This is a genomic window from Allokutzneria albata, from assembly GCF_900103775.1.
GTDB classification, from domain to species: Bacteria; Actinomycetota; Actinomycetes; order Mycobacteriales; family Pseudonocardiaceae; genus Allokutzneria; species Allokutzneria albata.
This window is the reverse complement of the sequence record NZ_LT629701.1, coordinates 2,262,555-2,279,068: the sequence shown is the minus strand read 5'-3', so window position 1 is coordinate 2,279,068 and position 16,514 is coordinate 2,262,555. Positions and strand designations below refer to the sequence as shown.

General features: G+C 69.7%; 16 protein-coding genes. 5 read left to right on the top strand and 11 right to left on the bottom strand.

Annotated elements, in window-relative coordinates; translation table 11 throughout:
* Positions 1-12: 12 nt before the first annotated feature.
* The 4 genes from BLT28_RS10320 to BLT28_RS10305 are packed head-to-tail and all read left to right on the top strand — an operon-like array spanning position 13 to position 3,516.
* Complete coding sequence (locus BLT28_RS10320; RefSeq protein ID WP_197684008.1) at positions 13-1,047, top strand: beta-ketoacyl synthase N-terminal-like domain-containing protein; 1,035 nt, start codon at positions 13-15, stop codon at positions 1,045-1,047.
* Complete coding sequence (locus tag BLT28_RS10315) at positions 1,044-1,514, top strand: hypothetical protein (protein ID WP_052408053.1); 471 nt, start codon at positions 1,044-1,046, stop codon at positions 1,512-1,514. The genes BLT28_RS10320 and BLT28_RS10315 overlap by 4 nt, the downstream gene beginning before the upstream one ends.
* Positions 1,511-2,848 carry a class I adenylate-forming enzyme family protein gene (locus BLT28_RS10310; protein WP_030432848.1) on the top strand — a complete coding sequence of 446 codons (1,338 nt, stop codon included), beginning with the start codon at positions 1,511-1,513 and terminating at the stop codon, positions 2,846-2,848. Before BLT28_RS10315 ends, BLT28_RS10310 begins: the two co-directional genes overlap by 4 nt.
* On the top strand, positions 2,845-3,516 hold the full coding sequence (locus tag BLT28_RS10305; protein ID WP_030432849.1) for a thioesterase II family protein: 672 nt from the start codon (positions 2,845-2,847) through the stop codon (positions 3,514-3,516). The genes BLT28_RS10310 and BLT28_RS10305 overlap by 4 nt, the downstream gene beginning before the upstream one ends.
* Here the strand turns inward: BLT28_RS10305 and BLT28_RS10300 are convergent.
* From BLT28_RS10300 to BLT28_RS10250, 11 genes are all read right to left on the bottom strand, one after another.
* Complete coding sequence (locus tag BLT28_RS10300; RefSeq protein WP_030432850.1) at positions 3,506-4,315, bottom strand: tryptophan 2,3-dioxygenase; 810 nt, start codon at positions 4,313-4,315, stop codon at positions 3,506-3,508. The genes BLT28_RS10305 and BLT28_RS10300 overlap by 11 nt on opposite strands.
* Positions 4,312-5,097, bottom strand: coding sequence for an MBL fold metallo-hydrolase (locus tag BLT28_RS10295; RefSeq protein ID WP_030432851.1), 786 nt, complete (start codon positions 5,095-5,097; stop codon positions 4,312-4,314). The genes BLT28_RS10300 and BLT28_RS10295 overlap by 4 nt, the downstream gene beginning before the upstream one ends.
* Complete coding sequence (gene pepN / locus BLT28_RS10290) at positions 5,090-7,546, bottom strand: aminopeptidase N (protein ID WP_030432852.1); 2,457 nt, start codon at positions 7,544-7,546, stop codon at positions 5,090-5,092. Before pepN ends, BLT28_RS10295 begins: the two co-directional genes overlap by 8 nt.
* A 14-nt stretch (positions 7,547-7,560) precedes the next feature.
* A complete protein-coding gene (locus BLT28_RS10285; protein WP_052408054.1) occupies positions 7,561-8,583 on the bottom strand; it encodes a methyltransferase in 1,023 nt (340 codons plus the stop codon).
* Positions 8,584-8,593: 10 nt separating this feature from the next.
* On the bottom strand, positions 8,594-9,628 hold the full coding sequence (locus BLT28_RS10280; RefSeq protein ID WP_030432854.1) for a ThiF family adenylyltransferase: 1,035 nt from the start codon (positions 9,626-9,628) through the stop codon (positions 8,594-8,596).
* On the bottom strand, positions 9,621-10,814 hold the full coding sequence (locus BLT28_RS10275; RefSeq protein WP_231950844.1) for an ABC transporter substrate-binding protein: 1,194 nt from the start codon (positions 10,812-10,814) through the stop codon (positions 9,621-9,623). Before BLT28_RS10275 ends, BLT28_RS10280 begins: the two co-directional genes overlap by 8 nt.
* Before the next feature lie 128 nt (positions 10,815-10,942).
* The gene (locus BLT28_RS10270) at positions 10,943-12,376 is read right to left on the bottom strand and encodes an amino acid adenylation domain-containing protein (RefSeq protein ID WP_030432856.1); all 1,434 of its coding nucleotides are present in this window, start codon (positions 12,374-12,376) and stop codon (positions 10,943-10,945) included.
* Positions 12,373-13,389, bottom strand: a complete 1,017-nt coding sequence (locus tag BLT28_RS10265; protein ID WP_043813708.1) for a pyridoxal phosphate-dependent aminotransferase — start codon at positions 13,387-13,389, stop codon at positions 12,373-12,375. Before BLT28_RS10265 ends, BLT28_RS10270 begins: the two co-directional genes overlap by 4 nt.
* Positions 13,386-13,751, bottom strand: a complete 366-nt coding sequence (locus tag BLT28_RS10260; protein WP_030432858.1) for a cupin domain-containing protein — start codon at positions 13,749-13,751, stop codon at positions 13,386-13,388. Before BLT28_RS10260 ends, BLT28_RS10265 begins: the two co-directional genes overlap by 4 nt.
* Positions 13,748-14,806, bottom strand: a complete 1,059-nt coding sequence (locus BLT28_RS10255) for an SAM-dependent methyltransferase (protein ID WP_156051690.1) — start codon at positions 14,804-14,806, stop codon at positions 13,748-13,750. The genes BLT28_RS10260 and BLT28_RS10255 overlap by 4 nt, the downstream gene beginning before the upstream one ends.
* 37 nt (positions 14,807-14,843) lie before the next feature.
* Positions 14,844-15,230: an acyl carrier protein gene (locus tag BLT28_RS10250; protein ID WP_081900738.1), complete on the bottom strand. Its 387-nt coding sequence runs from the start codon at positions 15,228-15,230 to the stop codon at positions 14,844-14,846.
* 403 nt (positions 15,231-15,633) lie between these two features.
* On the opposite strand from BLT28_RS10250, the gene BLT28_RS10245 reads away from it, so the two are divergent.
* Positions 15,634-16,488 (top strand): ketopantoate reductase family protein, encoded by an 855-nt coding sequence (locus tag BLT28_RS10245; RefSeq protein WP_030432860.1) that lies wholly within the window; start codon positions 15,634-15,636, stop codon positions 16,486-16,488.
* The last annotated feature ends 26 nt before the right edge of the window (positions 16,489-16,514 follow it).

Sequence of the window (16,514 nt, the reverse complement as noted above, 5' to 3'; positions counted from 1 at the left end):
GAAGGGGGTCTGGTGTCGGTCTGTGTGAGCGGTATGGCGTGGCACACCGCGCTGGGTACCGGTCTGGACGACGTCTGGCGACGACTCCTCCGCGGCGACACCGCCGAGAGCACGGTGAGCGAGGACGCGGCGGAACGACTCGTGCGCCTGGCGACGCTGACCGGGAAGGCGGCGCTGGAGGACGCGAAGACCGACGTCGACCTGCTGGTGCTCGGGAGCAGCCTCGGGGCGAGCTTGGACGGCGCGCCGGGGAACGCGTGGACCGGCGATGTGGCCGGGGCACTGGGAGTGCCGAAGGCGCCGGTGTCGCTGAGCACGGCGTGTTCCTCGGGCTCGGACGCGGTGCTCACGGCCGCGGCGCTGATCCGGGCGGGCGTCGTTGACCGCTGTCTGTGTGGAGGTGTGGACGTGCTGAGCGAGGCGAAGCGGCTGGGGCACTCCGCGCTCGGCACCTTGTCCCCGACGGCAATCCGGCCCTTCGACGCCGAGCGCGACGGCACGGCGCTCGGTGAGGGCGCGGGATTCCTGGTGCTGGAGTCGCGGGAAGCCGCGCAGGCACGAGGCGCGCGGGTGTGGGGCGAGGTGCGGGGCTGGGGCTCGTCCAACGACGCGTCCGGGCCGACCGCGCCGGACCGCACGGGCGGGGCGGCCGTGCTCGCGGTGCGCAGAGCCCTGAGGCGGGCCGGGGTGAACGCCCAGGACATCGCGGTGATCAACGCGCACGGCACGGGCACGCCCAGCAACGACGCGACCGAGGCCGCCTGCTACACGACCTTGTACGGGGACGGCGAGGCCAGCCCGGTTCTGTTCGCCACCAAGGCTTCCTTCGGTCACACGCTCGGGGCGACCGGTGCGATCGAGGTGATCGCGTTGCTGTTGGCGTTGCACCACAAGCAAGTTCCGCCGCTGGCGCGCACACGCTCGGTGATGGCCGGGCTTCCCCTGCCGGTGCCCTCCGGTGGTCCGTTGCCGGTCGCCGGAGAACTCGGGTTCAGCCTGACGCTCGGCTTCGGCGGCTTCAACACCTGTCTGGTGGTGGCCGCGTGATCAGGATCGAGTCGGCCGATCCCACGACGGCGCCGCGCCGGATCTCCGGGATCTACGCCGACCCGGTGGCCTGGCTGATCACCGACGCGGTGGCCGGAGTGCTGAACACCCGCGCGGTCCTCGATCCCACCTCGGTCGGGGTGCTCGTGGTCAGCGAGCACTCGACCGAGCACACCCAGCGATCGGTGGCCGAGGCGGTCGCGCGGGGGCGGATCTCCCCGATGCGCTTCGCCGCCGCCGGGCCCGGATCGCTGGTCGGCGTGGTGTGCGCGGCGTTCGGCTTCCAGGGGCCGACGTTGCTGCTGTCCGTGCCGGTCGAGCAGGCCAGGCCGGTGGTGGACGCGCTGCTGGCCGACTGGTTGCACGACTCCGCCGGGCACGTCGTCCTCGTGATGCACGAGGTCGCCGAGGACGGGCGGCATTCCGTGACCTGCTCCGTGGTCGACGGGAGGGGTGAACCCGGGTGAACGAACAGCAGATCGACGACTTCCTCCGCCGGGTCGTGCAGACCGAGCCCGTTGAGCACGACGGTGACGTCTCCGGCCTGGTCGAGGCTCTGCGCGCCGAACCCGGCTCGGTCGTGGTCATCGCGCTGCCCAACGGGATCCGGACGTTGCGGGTGTTCTTCGCGGTCCACTTGGCCGGTCTCGTTCCGGTGCTGGTCTCGCCGTCCACCCCGCCGGCCCGGGTGTGGGAGGTTGCCAGGTACCTCGGTGCCCGTGCGCTCGTGCGGGCCCGGATCCGCCCAGCGGACTTCGGCGAGCACGAGGTGTCGCGGCACGCCGGTGCCGACGTGCTTCGCTTCACCGGCCACCGCCTGATCCGGCACGAGCCGGGCCACGTCATCCTGATGAGCTCCGGGACTTCCGGTTTGGCAACGGGTTGCCTGCACAGCATGTCCGCCCTGTTGCGCAACGCGCGCCGGCACACCGCATCCATCGGCCAGACCGCCGAGGACACGGTGTTGGTGAACCTGCCGGTGTACTACTCGTTCGCCTTGGTGGCACAGGTGCTCAGCTGCCTCACCGCTGGTTCGCGGTTGGTGCTGTCCGGCCCGCCGTTCACGGTAACGGACTACCTGAACGCCGTCGTCCAGCACGACGTCAGCATCTCGTCGTTGACCCCGATCCTGGCGAAGACCGTTGCCGCGACGGGGGAGGAGCTGCCGAAACCGTTGCGCACGTTGACGGTCGGCGGCCAGGCGCTCGATCCGAACTACGTGTCACGGCTGATCAAGCTCAATCCCGACCTCGGCGTGTACCTCACCTACGGGCTGACCGAAGCCGGTCCGCGAGTGTCCACTTTGGCGGCTCATCGTGAGCCCCCGCATCGTTTCGGCACGGTGGGGAAGCCCTTGGACGGTGTGGAGGTGCTGGTGCGCGGGAGCGAGCTGCTGGTGCGCTCCGACACCGTCTACCGCGAGCGGGTCGGCGAGCCCGCGCCGTCCAAGCGGGGTGAGCTGATCGAGCCCGGGTTGATCGCCACCGGCGACATCGGGTTCGTCGACGACGACGGCTATGTGGTCGTGCGTGGTCGGTCGACGGACTTCGCGGTGGTGCGCGGTGAAAAGGTGTCCCTGGCCGGCGTGCGCCGGGTCGCCGAGTCGCTGCCGCACGTGGTGCGTGCGGCGACGCGGGTCGGCGAGGATCACGGCACGGTGGAGCTGGACGTCTACGTCGACGAAGTCGATCTACCCACGGAAACCGAGATGCACCAGCGGTTGCGACCGCTGCTGACGCGCAACGAGCGGCCTGGCGTGGTGCGGGTGCACGCACTGCCCGCCGGGGAGTTCCACAAGTGACAGAGCCGCTCCAGGTGTTCTGCGTGCCGCACGCGGGTGGCTCGGCGCGCACGTTCCTGAAGTGGCAGCGCACATTTCCCGCCCCATTGCGCATCGTGCCGTTGGAGATCGCGGGCAAGGGACGGCGCAGTCGCGAACCGCGCCACGCCACCGTGCGCGAAGTCGCCGACGATCTTGTTCAGCGGATGGACCCGACCGGCCGCTACGCGCTCTTCGGGCACAGCATGGGCGGGCTGATCGCGTACGAGATGGCGCGGTCGCTCGCCCCGGAGTTCGTGGTCGTGGCCGCGACGAGACCCCCGCACCTGATCCCGTCGGATCATCGCGCTTCGCTGGCCGGGCTCTCCGACGACGACCTTCTCGACGCGATGGCCGCGGCGGGGACCGTGCCGGAGTCCGTGCGGAACTCGCCCATGCGCGACCTCTTCGTGCCGAACCTCCGAGCCGATCTCGCCCTGGTCGCGAGCTACCGCCCGTCGCCCGGTGCCGCACCACTTGGTGTTGATCTCAACGTCTGGTACGGCACCGAGGATGCGACGACACCCGCGTCGGTGATGGCCGAATGGGACCGCTACACCGAGCGCGAGTGCCGGACGCGGGCCTTTCCCGGCGACCACTTCTTCCCGCACGCGGACCCGGAGCTCCTCGCCCGAGCCCTCAGTGGGTGACCGGGCACGTCCCGGGGTCGTGGCGGGTGCCGAGGGTCCAGTAGGCCTCCTCCGCGGAGCGCCACAGCTCGGGGAACAGCGGCACATCCGACCGGGTTTCCAGAGTGGAGACCGATCGGCCGCCGAGGCTCTGCGGGAGCGTGGCCCTGCCCTCGTCGCGCAGACCGGGCTGACCGCCGAGCTGCGACCACACCATGATCAGGTGGGTGTGCTTCCACGACAGGAAGCCGCTGTCCAGGCGCAGCAGGCCCTCCCGGACCGACGCCAGGGCCTGGGAGTCCTCCGGCGAGCCCGAGGTGTCGTCCTGGGCGGCGATCAGGTCGGGCAGCTTCAGGCCCGCGCGGTCGAGTGCGGCCTCGAAGGACTTCGACACCGCGCGTGCGACCCGCTTGAGGTTGCGGTAGCCGGGGGAGTCCAGTCCGGTGGCGTCGTCGGGCAGGGCGTTGCGCATCATCAGCAGGCTGTGCTGCGGCAGGTGGTCACCGATCATCCGCACCGACTGCACGGTGATGTCGCTGAGCCCGACCGCCCGCGCGAGCAGCCGCGACGCCCGCTGCGGCCGGTCGGCGTCGAGGTGCTCGATGACCCGCCGCAGCTCGTAGTGGATCTGCACCCACGCGTACTCGCTGATCAGGTGCACCACTTGGAAGAAGCGGTGGTCGGGGTGGCGGGTGTCGTCCTCCGGGATGAGCGCGGACAACGCCGTGGTGAGGCGCAGCTCGTCCTCGTAGTTGCTGCCGCGGTCGTACTCGTAGGACAGCTGGCCGTTGGTCTCGTTCGGGTTGAGCGAGCGCTTCACGAGCCCTTCCCTTCTGTGGTCGCGAGAAAGCGGTGCAGGGCGACCAACGTGTGGTCACGGGGGAACGGCGAGCGGGCGATGATCTCGGCCCGGTCGTCGGCGGTGCGGAACAGGTCGACCACAGTGGACAGATCGTCGCGGGCGGCCTCGACGAAGGAACGGGACACCTGCTTGCCGTGCCCGGGGATGATCGTGCCGAGCGCCGAACGCAGAAGGCGGTCCAGCGCGGATGGCCACTGGGCGGGCCAGGAGTCGCCGAACGCGGGCGCCATGCCCTCCTCCAGCAGGTCGCCGGTGAAGGTGACGTCGGCGTCGGGGATGTCCACCACCAGGTCGTGATCGGTGTGCCCGACGCCGGGATGCCACAGCACGACGGTCCGGCCACCGAGGTCGATCTCGGCGCGCGTGTCGACGAGACGAGTCGGGGGAGTGATCGTGACCTCGGCGCGGTCGGGCAGCGCCTTCACCACCATCGCCTTCTCCGCCTCGCCCTCCTGGAGCATCCGCGAGGCGCACAGCCGGTGGCCCCAGATCGCGGCCGGGAGGAACGCCTCGTTGCCGAAGCAGTGATCGAAGTGGAAGTGCGTGTTGACCACATGCCGCACGGGAACCGGTGCCAGGGCTTGGACCTCGGCGAGCATTTCACGGCCTTCACGGGCGGAGGACCGGGTGTCGACGACGAGCGCCGCCTCAGCGCCCACCACAAGACCGACGTTCGTGGAGAAGCCGGAGCAGGTGCGGTAGTAGACGCCCTCAGCGACCGAGATCCAGGTGTCAGCCACGGTCGCACCTCCGCGCGGCCAGTGCGCGAACCACGCTGGCGTTGGCCTCGCTGACGATCCGGCGCAGGCCAGCCGGGCGTTCCGCGGACAACCACTGCGTTGTCAGGGCAACGGTTTCCTCGTGCACATGCCACTCCGGAAACAGACCGCGCACGACCGTCTGCGCGGACTCGCTGGATCGCCGCTCCCACACGCCGTCGACATCGTCGAAGTACCGCGTCACGTACGGGCGGAGGAGGTGTGGCTGGGCGGGATGCCAGAACCCGCCGACGATCGCCTCACTGGTCGCGTTCGACAGCTCGCCCTCGACCAACCGTGCCCATACCGTTTCCTTGGCCTGTGTGGTCGGGATGAGCGCACGGGCACGCTCAGCCGCCAGATGCCCTGTCGCCGTGGGATCGCGCTCCAGCTCCGCCGCGATCGCTGCCGGGTCGGCCGCCCCGTGCGCGACGAGGCCGCACAGGATGTGCCAGCGCAGATCGGTGTCCAATGCGAGTCCGGGCAATGTGCCGGAGAACCACCCGCGCAGCACTTCGCTGTGCCGAGGCGACAGCACCGATCCGGCCAGCGAACGCACGAACGCCAGCTGGTGGTCCGAACCGGGCTCAGCCGCCGTTGCCAGCTCGACGAGCCGATCGCTGACGATCTCCCATCCCTGTGCTTCCCAAGCGGGATCGGCGAAGTACGACAAGGATGTGCCTGCCTGCCACAGCACCCGAGCGACCACGCTGACCTCGGACTCAGTGCCGACGTGCCGCATCACCAGGTCGACGAGGTCGCGCGCGGGCAGCTCGGCGTCGCGCACCATCTCCCACGTGGCCGACCAGCACAAGGCCCGAGTGAGCGGCCGTTCGATGCTCGACAGCCCTTCCCTGACCGCGGCCAGCGATCGCGGGTCCAGCCGGATGTCGGCGTAGGTGAGGGTGTCGTCGTTGAGCACCACCAGGTCCCCGGCCGGAACGCCGACGAGCGAGGGAACTTCGGTGCGTGGCCCGCTGATCTCCACCTCCACCCGCCGCCGCGATGCCCCGGCGTACACACCGACCGCGAGCCGATGAGCCCGCGCAGCGGATTCTTGGAGGATCGCGAAACGCGTGTACTTGCCGTCCTCAACAGTGAACTCCGGCCGCAGCACCGAAACACCCGTCGTGGTGAGCCATTCCTCGGTCCAGGAGGACAGATCCTGATCAGCCGCCTTGGACAGCGCGGTGATCAAGTCGGCCAAGGTCGCGTTACCCCAGGCGTGCGCGCCGAAGTACTCACGCAGTCCGACCAGGAACGTGTCCAGCCCGATGCGCGCCACGAGCTGCCGCAGCACACTCGCGCCCTTGGCATAGGTGATCCCGTCGAAGTTCACCTCGGCCGCGTACAGGTCCGGTGTGGGACAGGCAATCGGATGCGCTGAAGGCAGCTTGTCCTGCCACCGCGCCCAAGCCTCCTCGTGCACGGCGAAGGTTGCCCACGCCGACCGGTACTCCGTCGCCTCGACCAGCGTGTGGAAACCGACCCATGTGGCGAAGGACTCGTTCAGCCACAAGTCATCCCACCACTGCATGGTGACGAGGTCGCCGAACCACATGTGCGCCAACTCGTGCAGCACTGTCTCCGCACGCCGCTCGAAGTCGGTTCGCGTGACTCGCCCGCGGAAAACGTACTTCTCCGACAAGGTGGTGCACGCGGCGTTCTCCATCGCGCCACCGTTGAACTCCGGCACGAAGCACTGGTCGTACTTCGCGAACGGATACGGCGTGCCGAACGACCGGGTCAGGAACTCCAACCCCTGCTTGGTCTCGGTGAACAGGCGCGATGCGTCGAGGTGCTTGGCCAACGACGATCGGCAGTACAGGCCGAGCGGCACCGAGCCGCTGTCGTCACGGAACTCCGCGTATTGTCCCGCGACCAGGGACACGAGGTAGGTCGGCAGCGGAGGAGTCTGCTCGAACGTGACCTCGACGAAGTCACCGACCGGACGTCGTTGGCGCACAGGCGTGTTCGACACCAGCGTCCACGATGGCGGCGCGACAACCGTCAACTCGAAGCGGGCTTTGAGATCCGGTTGGTCGAAGCAGGCGAACACCCGCTGTGCGTCGGCGGGCTCGAACTGCGTGAACAGGTACACGCCGTCGTCCACCGGATCGACGAACCGGTGCAGGCCCGCGCCTGTCCTCAGGTACCGGCAGTCCGCGCGCACCACCAAGTGGTTTTGCTCCTGGAGATCCCGCAGCAGCAAGTCGTTCTGAGCGAACCCGTTGAGGACCACCTCGTGGACCGCGTCCGCGACCAGGTCGATGCGGACGGTGGACCGGGGACGGGCCGTGCGGAACCACACCTCCGTCGTGCTGGCGAAGGTGTGGTCGCCGGTCAGGTCCAGCCTCACCCGGTACTCGTCGACCTCGACCAGGCGGGCGCGTTCGCGCGCTGCCACCTCGGTGAGGTTGGTGCTCACCACCGCAGGATCACCTCTCAGGGGCGGACGACGAACTCCAGCAACCACATTCCCGGCGTCTCGAACCGCAGCGTCTCCGTCAGCTCCAGGCCGACGCGCCCGCCGATCTCCCGGAAGTCCTCGGCCGTGCGCTCCCTTGCGCCCAGCAGCACCAACATGAGCAGGTCGGCGTAGGCCGCCATGACCGGGTCCTTGCCGCTGTCCAGCAGGCGCTCCACGACCACGACGCGGTTGCCCGGCCCGGCCGCCTCGACGCAGCGCCGCAGGATCTTCTCGGCGTTGTCGTCGCTCCAGTTGTGCAGGGTGTTGGCGATCAGGTAGACGTCGGCGCCCGCGGGCATCGGGTCGAAGAAGCTGCCGGGAGCCGTCTCGCAGCGGTCGGCGACGGGGGCGAGGACGTCCTCTGCCTGCTCCACCACGTTGGGCAGTTCCAGCAGCGTGCCGCGCAGTTCGGGGTGCTCGCCCAGCAGCCTGGCCAGCAGCGCGCCCTTGCCACCGCCGACGTCCACCACGTGCTTGACCGAGGCCCAGTCGTAGATCCGGGCCAGTTCCGGGACGATCCGGTTGGCGGTGCGGGCGATGCCCTCGTTGAACGACTTGTCGATCTCGGGGTTGGCGGCGAGGTCGGACCAGAAGTCGCGGCCGTAGACCTTCTCGTAGACCGGCCGCCCGGTGCGCACGGCCTCCAGCAGCTCGTCGACGGCCGGTTCGAAGCGCTTCTCGACCAGGCGGCTGCGCTCTTCGAAGTCCAGCCACCGACGCAGGCCGCTGGGGTGGTCGTCGAGCAGCACCCGGCCGACGTCGGTCAGCTCGTAGGTCTTCTCCGGCGTCTCGGTGAACACCCCGAGCAGGCTCAGGTAGTGCATCACCCGGCCGAGCGCGCTCGTGTCGCAGCCGGTCCTCTCGGTCAGCGCGTCCACAGTGGAGTGTCCTTCGTGGACGAGGCTCGGCAGGCGCAGCGTGGCGGCCGTCCGCAACGCGACCGGCGTGAACCGGGACCCCAGTGCCATGATCGTGTTCAACGGGTCTTGACGGAACACCGTTCGCTCCTTAGTCGTTTTCGTGTGCGGGACAGCGGGATTCGGGCGAGGGGTCGAAGAACGACAGCCCCTCGCCGAAGCGCAGGATCGCCCGCCGGTTCAGCGAGGCGCAGTCCCCCGAAGCCAGGTACTGGCAGACGTCGTGCGCGAGCATCGCGGCGATGACGCTGTTGGACGGCCCGAAGGAGTACGGCGTCGGGTCGGTGAGCGCCCGGCGCAGCTCGTGCTCCAACGGGCTCATCCGGGCGCGCTTGGCGTGGTCGAAGCAGTCGAGGCAGCCCCCGCGCCCGGGCACCACCAACGGACCCCAGTAACCACTGCCCAAGCCGACCGCGCCGGAGACCAGCGCGACGCCGGCCGGACCGGCCCAGCGCCAGCAGATCAACGCGATGTCGGTCGGCACGTCGGCCGCGCACACCAACAGGTCCAAGTCGTCGGGGAGCACGCTCAGGTCCTCGGCCGAGCGCACGGCGAGCCGGATCGGGTGGTAGCCGGTGTGCTCCGACTGCGCGGTCAGCGCGTCCACCGCCGCCTCGACCTTGGGACGGCCGAGGTCCTTGCGGGAGAACAGGTACTGCCGGTTGAGGTTGTGCGTGGCCACCACGTCGTCATCGATCAGCCACAGAGCGCCGGCTCCCGCGCCGACGAGGTGCTGGGCGACGAGCCCGCCGATCCCGCCGACACCGAGGATGCCGACCCGGGCCGCGCGCAGCCGTTCCTGCATCCGCCCGGCCTCGGTGCCGAAGAGGGTGAGGTAACCGAGCTGGCGCTCCCACGGCATGCCGGGTGCTTCGGGCGTGGAAAGCTCGCTGCTGAGCCAGTTCTCGGCGTCCAGCCGGGCGAGGAACGCGTCGATGACGTCCGCGGGGGCGTGCAGGGTCAACTCGTCCCTGGTCGTTCCCCGTTCGAGCGCGGAGGCGATCAGGGTGAGTGTTTCCCTGTCTCCCTTGACCCGCACGGCCTTGGTGTCCCGCAGCAGGGTGAGCGCGTCGTCTTGGCACACCCACCGCAGCGTGGGCACCAGGCGGATCGGGCGATCAGGCATCGTGGACCACCAGGTTCCGCATCGGCATGGTTCCGTCCATGGCCAGGTCGAGTCCGCCGACCCGCGGTGCGCACAGTCCGTGCGCGCGCACCTGGAGCAGCGAGATCTTGGGCATCACTTCGCACCACCGCCACGCGGCGTCCATCCACGGCGCTGCCGCTTCGGAGTCGGGCAGGGCGCACGCCTCGGTGACCAACGCGTCGAACTCGGTGTCGGCGAACCCGGCATGCCGCGCCTGCGCTCCCGTCGAGGCCCACGGCCCCAGAACAGCCGCAGGATGCGGGTACTCCGGCGCGGTAAGGGTGTAGAGCAGGCAGTGCTCACGGGAAACGGCGAGCTTGATGTAGTCCTCAAAGGGATGCGCGGCGCTCGTCACCTCGACACCGATGGCCTCGCGGATCTGACGGGCGATCTCTTCGACCACCTCCGCGTTGGGCGTGTAGTCGGCGTAGTCGATGTGCAGCCGACCATCCGGACATGCCGCACGCAGCTCGGCCGCGTCGAATCCGTCCTGTTCGGACACTTCGCCGAACCACGGTTGCAGTGGCGACCAGCAGGGACGTGCGGTCCCGCCCGTCGCGGCGGCGATCTCCGCGCGCCGCAACAACCTGCCGAGCGCGGCGCGCAGCCGGGCCGCGGTGCCCAGTTCTCCGCTCCGCGAGCCGAAGTCGAGCGAGCCGTACAGCAGGATGTCGCGCCGCACCAGGTCTGGCCGGTCCGCGATCGCCGAGAGCTCGTGCGGGCCGAAGCTGGTGATCGGCGTGACGTCGATCTCGCCGTTGGCGTAGGCCGCCAGGATCTCGTCCGGGGTCTTGGTGAGCCGGAAGACCAGGCGCTTCGGCTGGTCAGGACCGAAAGCGTGCCAAGGGTTGCGCTCAAGCACGATCTCGGACGACGTCCACGAGGACACCGCGTACGGGCCGAGCACGAGGTCATCCCGCGACGGCGCGAACCTCGGCATCGACAGCACGTGCTGCGCGTACCCCACCGGTCGGTCGAACTGGTACTCGACGGTGCGGGAGTCCACGGCACGAACGGCACTGACCGATCCAGGTCTGCGCTCGATCGCCCGACTCGCCGCACGCACAGCGTCTTCCGCTGCCAAGGGCCGGCCGTCAGACCACCGCAGCTCGTCGGAGAGCGTTACCCGCCAAAGCTTCGCGCCATCCAACGACTCCGCATCCACGGCACTGCCGAAACCGTTGTCCCACAGAGGGCGCAGCAGCGCGCCTGCGAGGAGCCGGCCGTTGACGTCGACGGGCCAATGCGGGTCACGGGTGACAGGAAGGGCGTCGAGCCCGAACACGATCTCGCTCACGCCGACCACCCGCCGAACGCGCGTCGGTCGAGCTTCCCGCTCGGCGTCCTCGGCAGAGCGGAGACGACGTCGATGCGCGACGGCACCATGTAGTCCGGCATCCGATCCCGGAGCCGGGCGAACACCTCCGCCGCGCTCAGCGCCGGAGTGCGCGGCACGACGACAGCCGCCAGATGCCGGTCCAAAGAGGACTCCCCGGCCACGTACACGGCCGACTCGGCGACGCCGGGCACATCGTTGATCACGTGCTCCACCTCGCTGGGCTCCACCCGGTGGCCGCGGATCTTGACCTGGTCGTCCATCCGGCCGAGGCATTCCACCTCGCCGCGCTCGGTGATCAGGCCCAGGTCCCCGGTGAGGTAGGCGCGCCCGTCCAGGGTGCACGGGTCGGGGACGAAGCTCGCCGCGGTGCGCTCCGGCAGACCGTGATAGCCCCGCGCGACGCAGTCACCCGCGACCACCAACTCGCCACGCTCACCGGGAGGCAGGATGGCGCCGTCGGAGTCGCGCACGTGCACGTGGATGTGCGGCAGCGGCATCCCGACCGGCGGGTGCAGCGGCCAGGCTGCCGGATCGCCGGTGAGGCGGTGGTTGGTCGCGATCAGCACCTCCACCGTGCCCCACTGGTTGATCAGGTCGCACCGCGGCAGCTCGGCGAACATCCGCCGCACGTCGTCGTCGCAGCGCAGCCGTTCGCCACCGACGACCACCTCGCGCAGCGGATACGTGGAGATGTCGCGGTCCTGTGCGAACACCGCCAGTGACTTCAGCCCGACGAAGGTCAGGAAGACCCGGTGGACGCCCTCGCGCTCGATGAGATCCCACAGCAGATCGGGATCCAGCCGCTCGTCCTCCTCGCAGCACACGAGGGTGCCGCCGGAGCACAGCGTCGCCAGGATCTCCTCGTAGGCCACGTCGAAGGAGATCGGGGTGAGCTGGAGAGTTCGGTCGCCGACCCCGCACACGCTGTCCGCGACCTGCCACTCGACGAAGCTCGTCACGCCCGCGTGCCCGTAGACCACGCCCTTCGGACGCCCGGTCGAGCCTGACGTGTACGCGATGTAGCACGTGTCCTCGTCGACCTGACCATCCATAGTGGACAGATACGGGAAGTCGCCGACGACGAGCGCGCACTGGGCGTCCTCGCACATGTACCGCAGCCGGTCCTCGGGGTAGGCGGTGTCGAGCGCGACGCAGGCGCTGCCCGAGCGGAGGATGCCGATGAACGACACCACGAGTTCGATCGACCGCTCGATGTGCAGCCCCACCGGCCGGCCGGGCCCACCACCCGACGCGAGGACCTTCTCCGCGACGTGCCCCGCCCGCTCCCACAGCTCGGCGTAGCTGATCGCCTCGCCCCTGAAACGCACCGCCTCGACCTCGGGGTGCGCGAGGACACGCCGTTCCAGCAGATCAACGACGGTTGTCACTGGCCCACCTCGTCCAGCGCGTCGAGCAGGCGGGCGAGGTCTGTCCGCGTCCCGAGAGAAACCCTTATGTGGTCAGGAAATCCAAAGAGGCTCGCGTCACGCACGAGCACCCCGTGCCCGGCGGCGAGCCGGTCCTGTGCGATCGCGGGATCGGGCACCCGGACAGCGACGAAGTTGGTGACCGAAGGCAGGTACTCCCGGCCGCGTTCGCTCAGCTCGCCGTAGAACCACGTGCGCGTGTCAGCGTTGGCCTGCCTGGTCTGGTGGAGGAACTCCTGGTCGGCGAGGGAAGCCACGGCCGCGGCCTGGGCGAGCCGGTTGACGCTGAAAGGCAGTGCCCGCAAGGTGTCGCGCAGCTCAGCCAGCAACTCCGCCGGGCCGAGTGCGTAGCCGATCCGCAGCGCGGCGAGCCCGTACGCCTTCGAGAAGGTCCGCAGCGCGAGGACAGGGACGTCCCCGTCCAGGTAGTCGCGGGCCTGCGGGGTCGCGTCGTCGGCGAACTCCATGTACGCCTCGTCGAACACCAGCGGCACCCCGGACCGCTCAGCGGCCGACACCAGCGTGTCCATGTCCTCGCGGGACAGGACGGAACCGCTGGGGTTGTGCGGGTTGCAGATGTAGCCGATGCCGTGCTGCGGCAGCTGTTCCGCGAACTCCGCCACATCGAGCGGTACGACGCGCGAGCCCCGGCCGATGCGGTCGAGGCAGGTGCGGTATCCGGGAAAGGTGCCGTCGGTGACCAGCCCCGGCGAGCTGCGATCGCCCAACGTCAGAGCAGACGCGAGCACGAGCTCGTCGCTGCCGTTGGCGACGGCGGTCCGGTCGGCTGGCAGGTCCCAGTGCCGGGCAAGGGACTCCACCAGCTCGTCGCGCTCCGGCGCCGGGTAGACGTTGACCCGGGCCAGCTCCCGCTCGGCCGCCTTCACCGCGAACGCGCTCGCGCCGTGAGGGCTCTCGCTCAGGTGCAGCCGCACGAGGTCGTCGGCCCCGGCGATGCTCGCGTTGAAGCTCACAGCCCGTCTCCGACCAGCACGCCGAAGCAGTAGCTGCCCACCTCGGCCTCAAGGGTCAGGAAGCAGTGCTCGCTGCCCGCGGGGATGCGCATCGCCGCGGGGGAGGTCAGCTCGTGCCGCACACCGTCGAGCAGCACCTCGATCCGCGCACCACCGGGGTTGGGCGAGAACAGCAGGTAGATCTCGTCCACCTCGTGGGTGTGCGGCGCGGCGACCGGTTTGCCGACGAGGCCGCTCAGCTCGCCGCCCGCCAGCTGCACCGGCAGCCCACCGAACATGTCCGCGGTCAGGTAGAACGGCGCGGGCTGGTGGTGGCCGGCCACCGCGAGCGGGATCGGCAGGTCCGTGACGATCTCGCTCACTGCGCCTCCAGGACGAACAGGTAGGTGTGCGGGGCGCCGAAGGGCACGGTGCGGCGGACGGTCAAACCGCCCCGCGCGAACAGCTCCTCGTAGTCCTCGCGGGTGTGCAGGGGAACACCCATGAGCGCGTGCGCCAGCTCGAAACCGCTGGAGAACACCGGCAGCGTGGTGTGGGCGCCGTCCCGTGGGCGGAGCACCGTGTCCCCGATGAGGAAGGTGTGCGCGTTCGGGAACGCCGCACGCAGGAGGGGAACGACGTTGTCGCCGTGCACGGGGTCGGCCAGCAGGTCGTGGAAGAACATGAAGCTCATGACCACGTCGACCTCGTCGGCGCCGTCCACCCGCTGCGCCCCGGCGAGCACCTCGCGCACGTCCGCGCGGATCGGCCGCACCCGCTCGCCCAGGCCGTAGGAGGCGACGTTCTCCACCGCCAGCTCGGTGGCCGACGCGCTGATGTCCAGCCCGATGCCCCGGCCTCCGTGCGCGGTGACCAGGCGGCAGAGCCGATCGCTGGTGCCGCTGCCGAGGTCGGCGAGCACGGAGAAGTCGACGTGCGCCATCTCCTCGTCCAGCAGGTGGCGCATCAGCGCGGTGTCGGCCTGGGTGGAGCCGAGCGCCACCATGGCCTCGTCCCGGAGCACGTCCACGCCGAACTTGCGCCGCCCGCTGGCGATCGCGGCGGCCCCGGCGAAGACGTCGTGGTAACCGCCGACCGCCCAGGTGAAGAAGCCGACCAGGTGTCGGCACCGCTCGCCCTCCTCGGTCAGCTCCACTGCGCCGCCGTGCACCCGGAGCAGCCCGAACGCCTCGGCCGAGGAGATCAGCGCGGTGAAGACGGCGTCGTCGAGCCCGTGCCGCGCGCAGAAGGCCGCGCCGTCGAGGACCGCGCCCGCCTCCAGCTCGGCGAACAGCCCCAGCCGGTCCAGCGCGAACACCACGTGCGTGCCGACGAACCCGTTGAACGCGGTGTCCGCGGTGAGCGGGGTGAGCGCGCTGCCGCGCCATTCAGGCGGTTCGGCGATGCCGGTGTCGGATTGAGCGTGCACCGAAGTCACAGGCGTATCCTCTCTGTTTCCGGGCGTGCGCGGTCGACTAATTCTCAACGACCTTCGATGCGGCTCCACCCGCTCCGGCTTTTTCTGCTAATGCGCCCGCGAGTGCGCGGATCGTCGGGTTGTCGAAGACCGTTCGGACCCCGACCGCCACACCCGTTCGGCGGCGTAGTGATCGCAGCATTAGCGTAGCTCGAAGAGAATGTCCGCCTACTTCGAAGAAATTTGCTTCGTCATCGAAATTCCCGTGCCCGAGAACCTCGGTCCAGGCGTCGCGTACCGGGGCGAGCCACGGCTCCACCCCGGCGCATTCGGTGCTGAGCTGCGCTGGTGCGGCCGATGGCGCCCGTGATGCGTCATCGAAATCGTTGATTTTTATTCCCCAGTGGTCATCACTTTTGTCATCTCGGTCGCGTGTCGTCGGCATGCCGTGGCACGCGGCTCCCCGTTTTGCACTGTAGGACTGCGATTTTGGTCGGTCAAGGAAGCGGCGCTGCTCTGCCCGGGTGGATAATTACCGGTATTTTTTGTACCAGGATGCGGGTTCCTGGCCGTTGCTGGAAACTCGGATAGGGGGCTTGACCGCCGAATCGGGATCTGGGTAGCTTTCGTTCCGGCGGCGAAAGCGCTTTTCGTCGCGAATCTGATCCTGGGGTGGAAACCCCTGGTGATGATTCATTCCCTTGATGAAGGAGGATGTCATGGAGCGCATCGAGACGGTCGAGCTGAACGAGGTCGCGGACCTGCTGCACCGCACCTGATAGCTCGGCCGGGGGCCCGGCCCGGGCCGGGCCCCCGGCACACGTCCACCCCGAGCAGCGAGGAGCGCCGTGCGGCACGCGATTCTCGGGGCCGGCGGCGTCGGCCTGGCGCTCGGCGCCGCGCTGGCGCGGGCCGGACACCCGGTCACGCTGGTCATGCGGGAGTCCTCGCGCGCGGCCTACTCCGGCACCATCACCGTCCACAGCAGGCTCAAAGGCGGTTCCGCCGTCCCCGTCCCGGCCGTCGACCGGCTCGACGAGGACGTGGAAGCGCTGTGGGTGACCGTCAAGGCGCCCGCGCTGGACAGCGCTGTGCGGCGGATCGGCCCCGCGGTCACCTCCGCCTCGGTCATCCCGTTGCTCAACGGGATCGACCACATCGACGTCCTGCGCGCCCGGTTCGGCCCGCGCGTGCTGGCCGGGGCGATCCGGATCGAGGCCGAGCGCGGCGCACCGGGGGAGGTCACTTGGAACTCGCTGTTCGCTTCGGTCGAACTGGCTGGTGCGGACGAGGCGCTGCGCGCGGACCTGCACGCTTCCGGGATCGACTGCGAACTGACGGACGACCCGGCAAAGGTGTTGTGGCACAAGCTGACTCTGTTGCTGCCGTTGGCACTGGCGACCACGGTCGCCGCGGGCACGCTGGGTGTGGTGCGGCGCGATCCCGCGCTCGCCTCGCTCATGTGCGAGGCCACCCGTGAGGCCTGCGCCGCCGCCGCTGCGCACGGTGTTCCCGTGGACGCCGAGGCGAGCGTGCGGGCCTTGAGGGCGTTGCCGGGCCGGACGGACACCTCGCTGCGGCGGGACGTCGTCGCGGGCGTCCGCCCTACCGAACTGGACGCCATCGCCGGTCCGGTGCTGCGGCACGGCGCCGCACCGTCGGTCGCCGAGCTGGTCCGGCTGGCCAGGGCCGCCGGTGCCTGAGCGTTCGACTGGTTGACCTGCCCACT

Bases quoted from the DNA above. Each gene is read 5' to 3' on its own strand.
- BLT28_RS10280 (WP_030432854.1), bottom strand. From the start codon at position 9,628: ATGCCTGATCGCCCGATCCGCCTGGTGCCCACGCTGCGGTGGGTGTGC.
- BLT28_RS10250 (WP_081900738.1), bottom strand. From the start codon at position 15,230: ATGCCGACGACACGCGACCGAGATGACAAAAGTGATGACCACTGGGGA.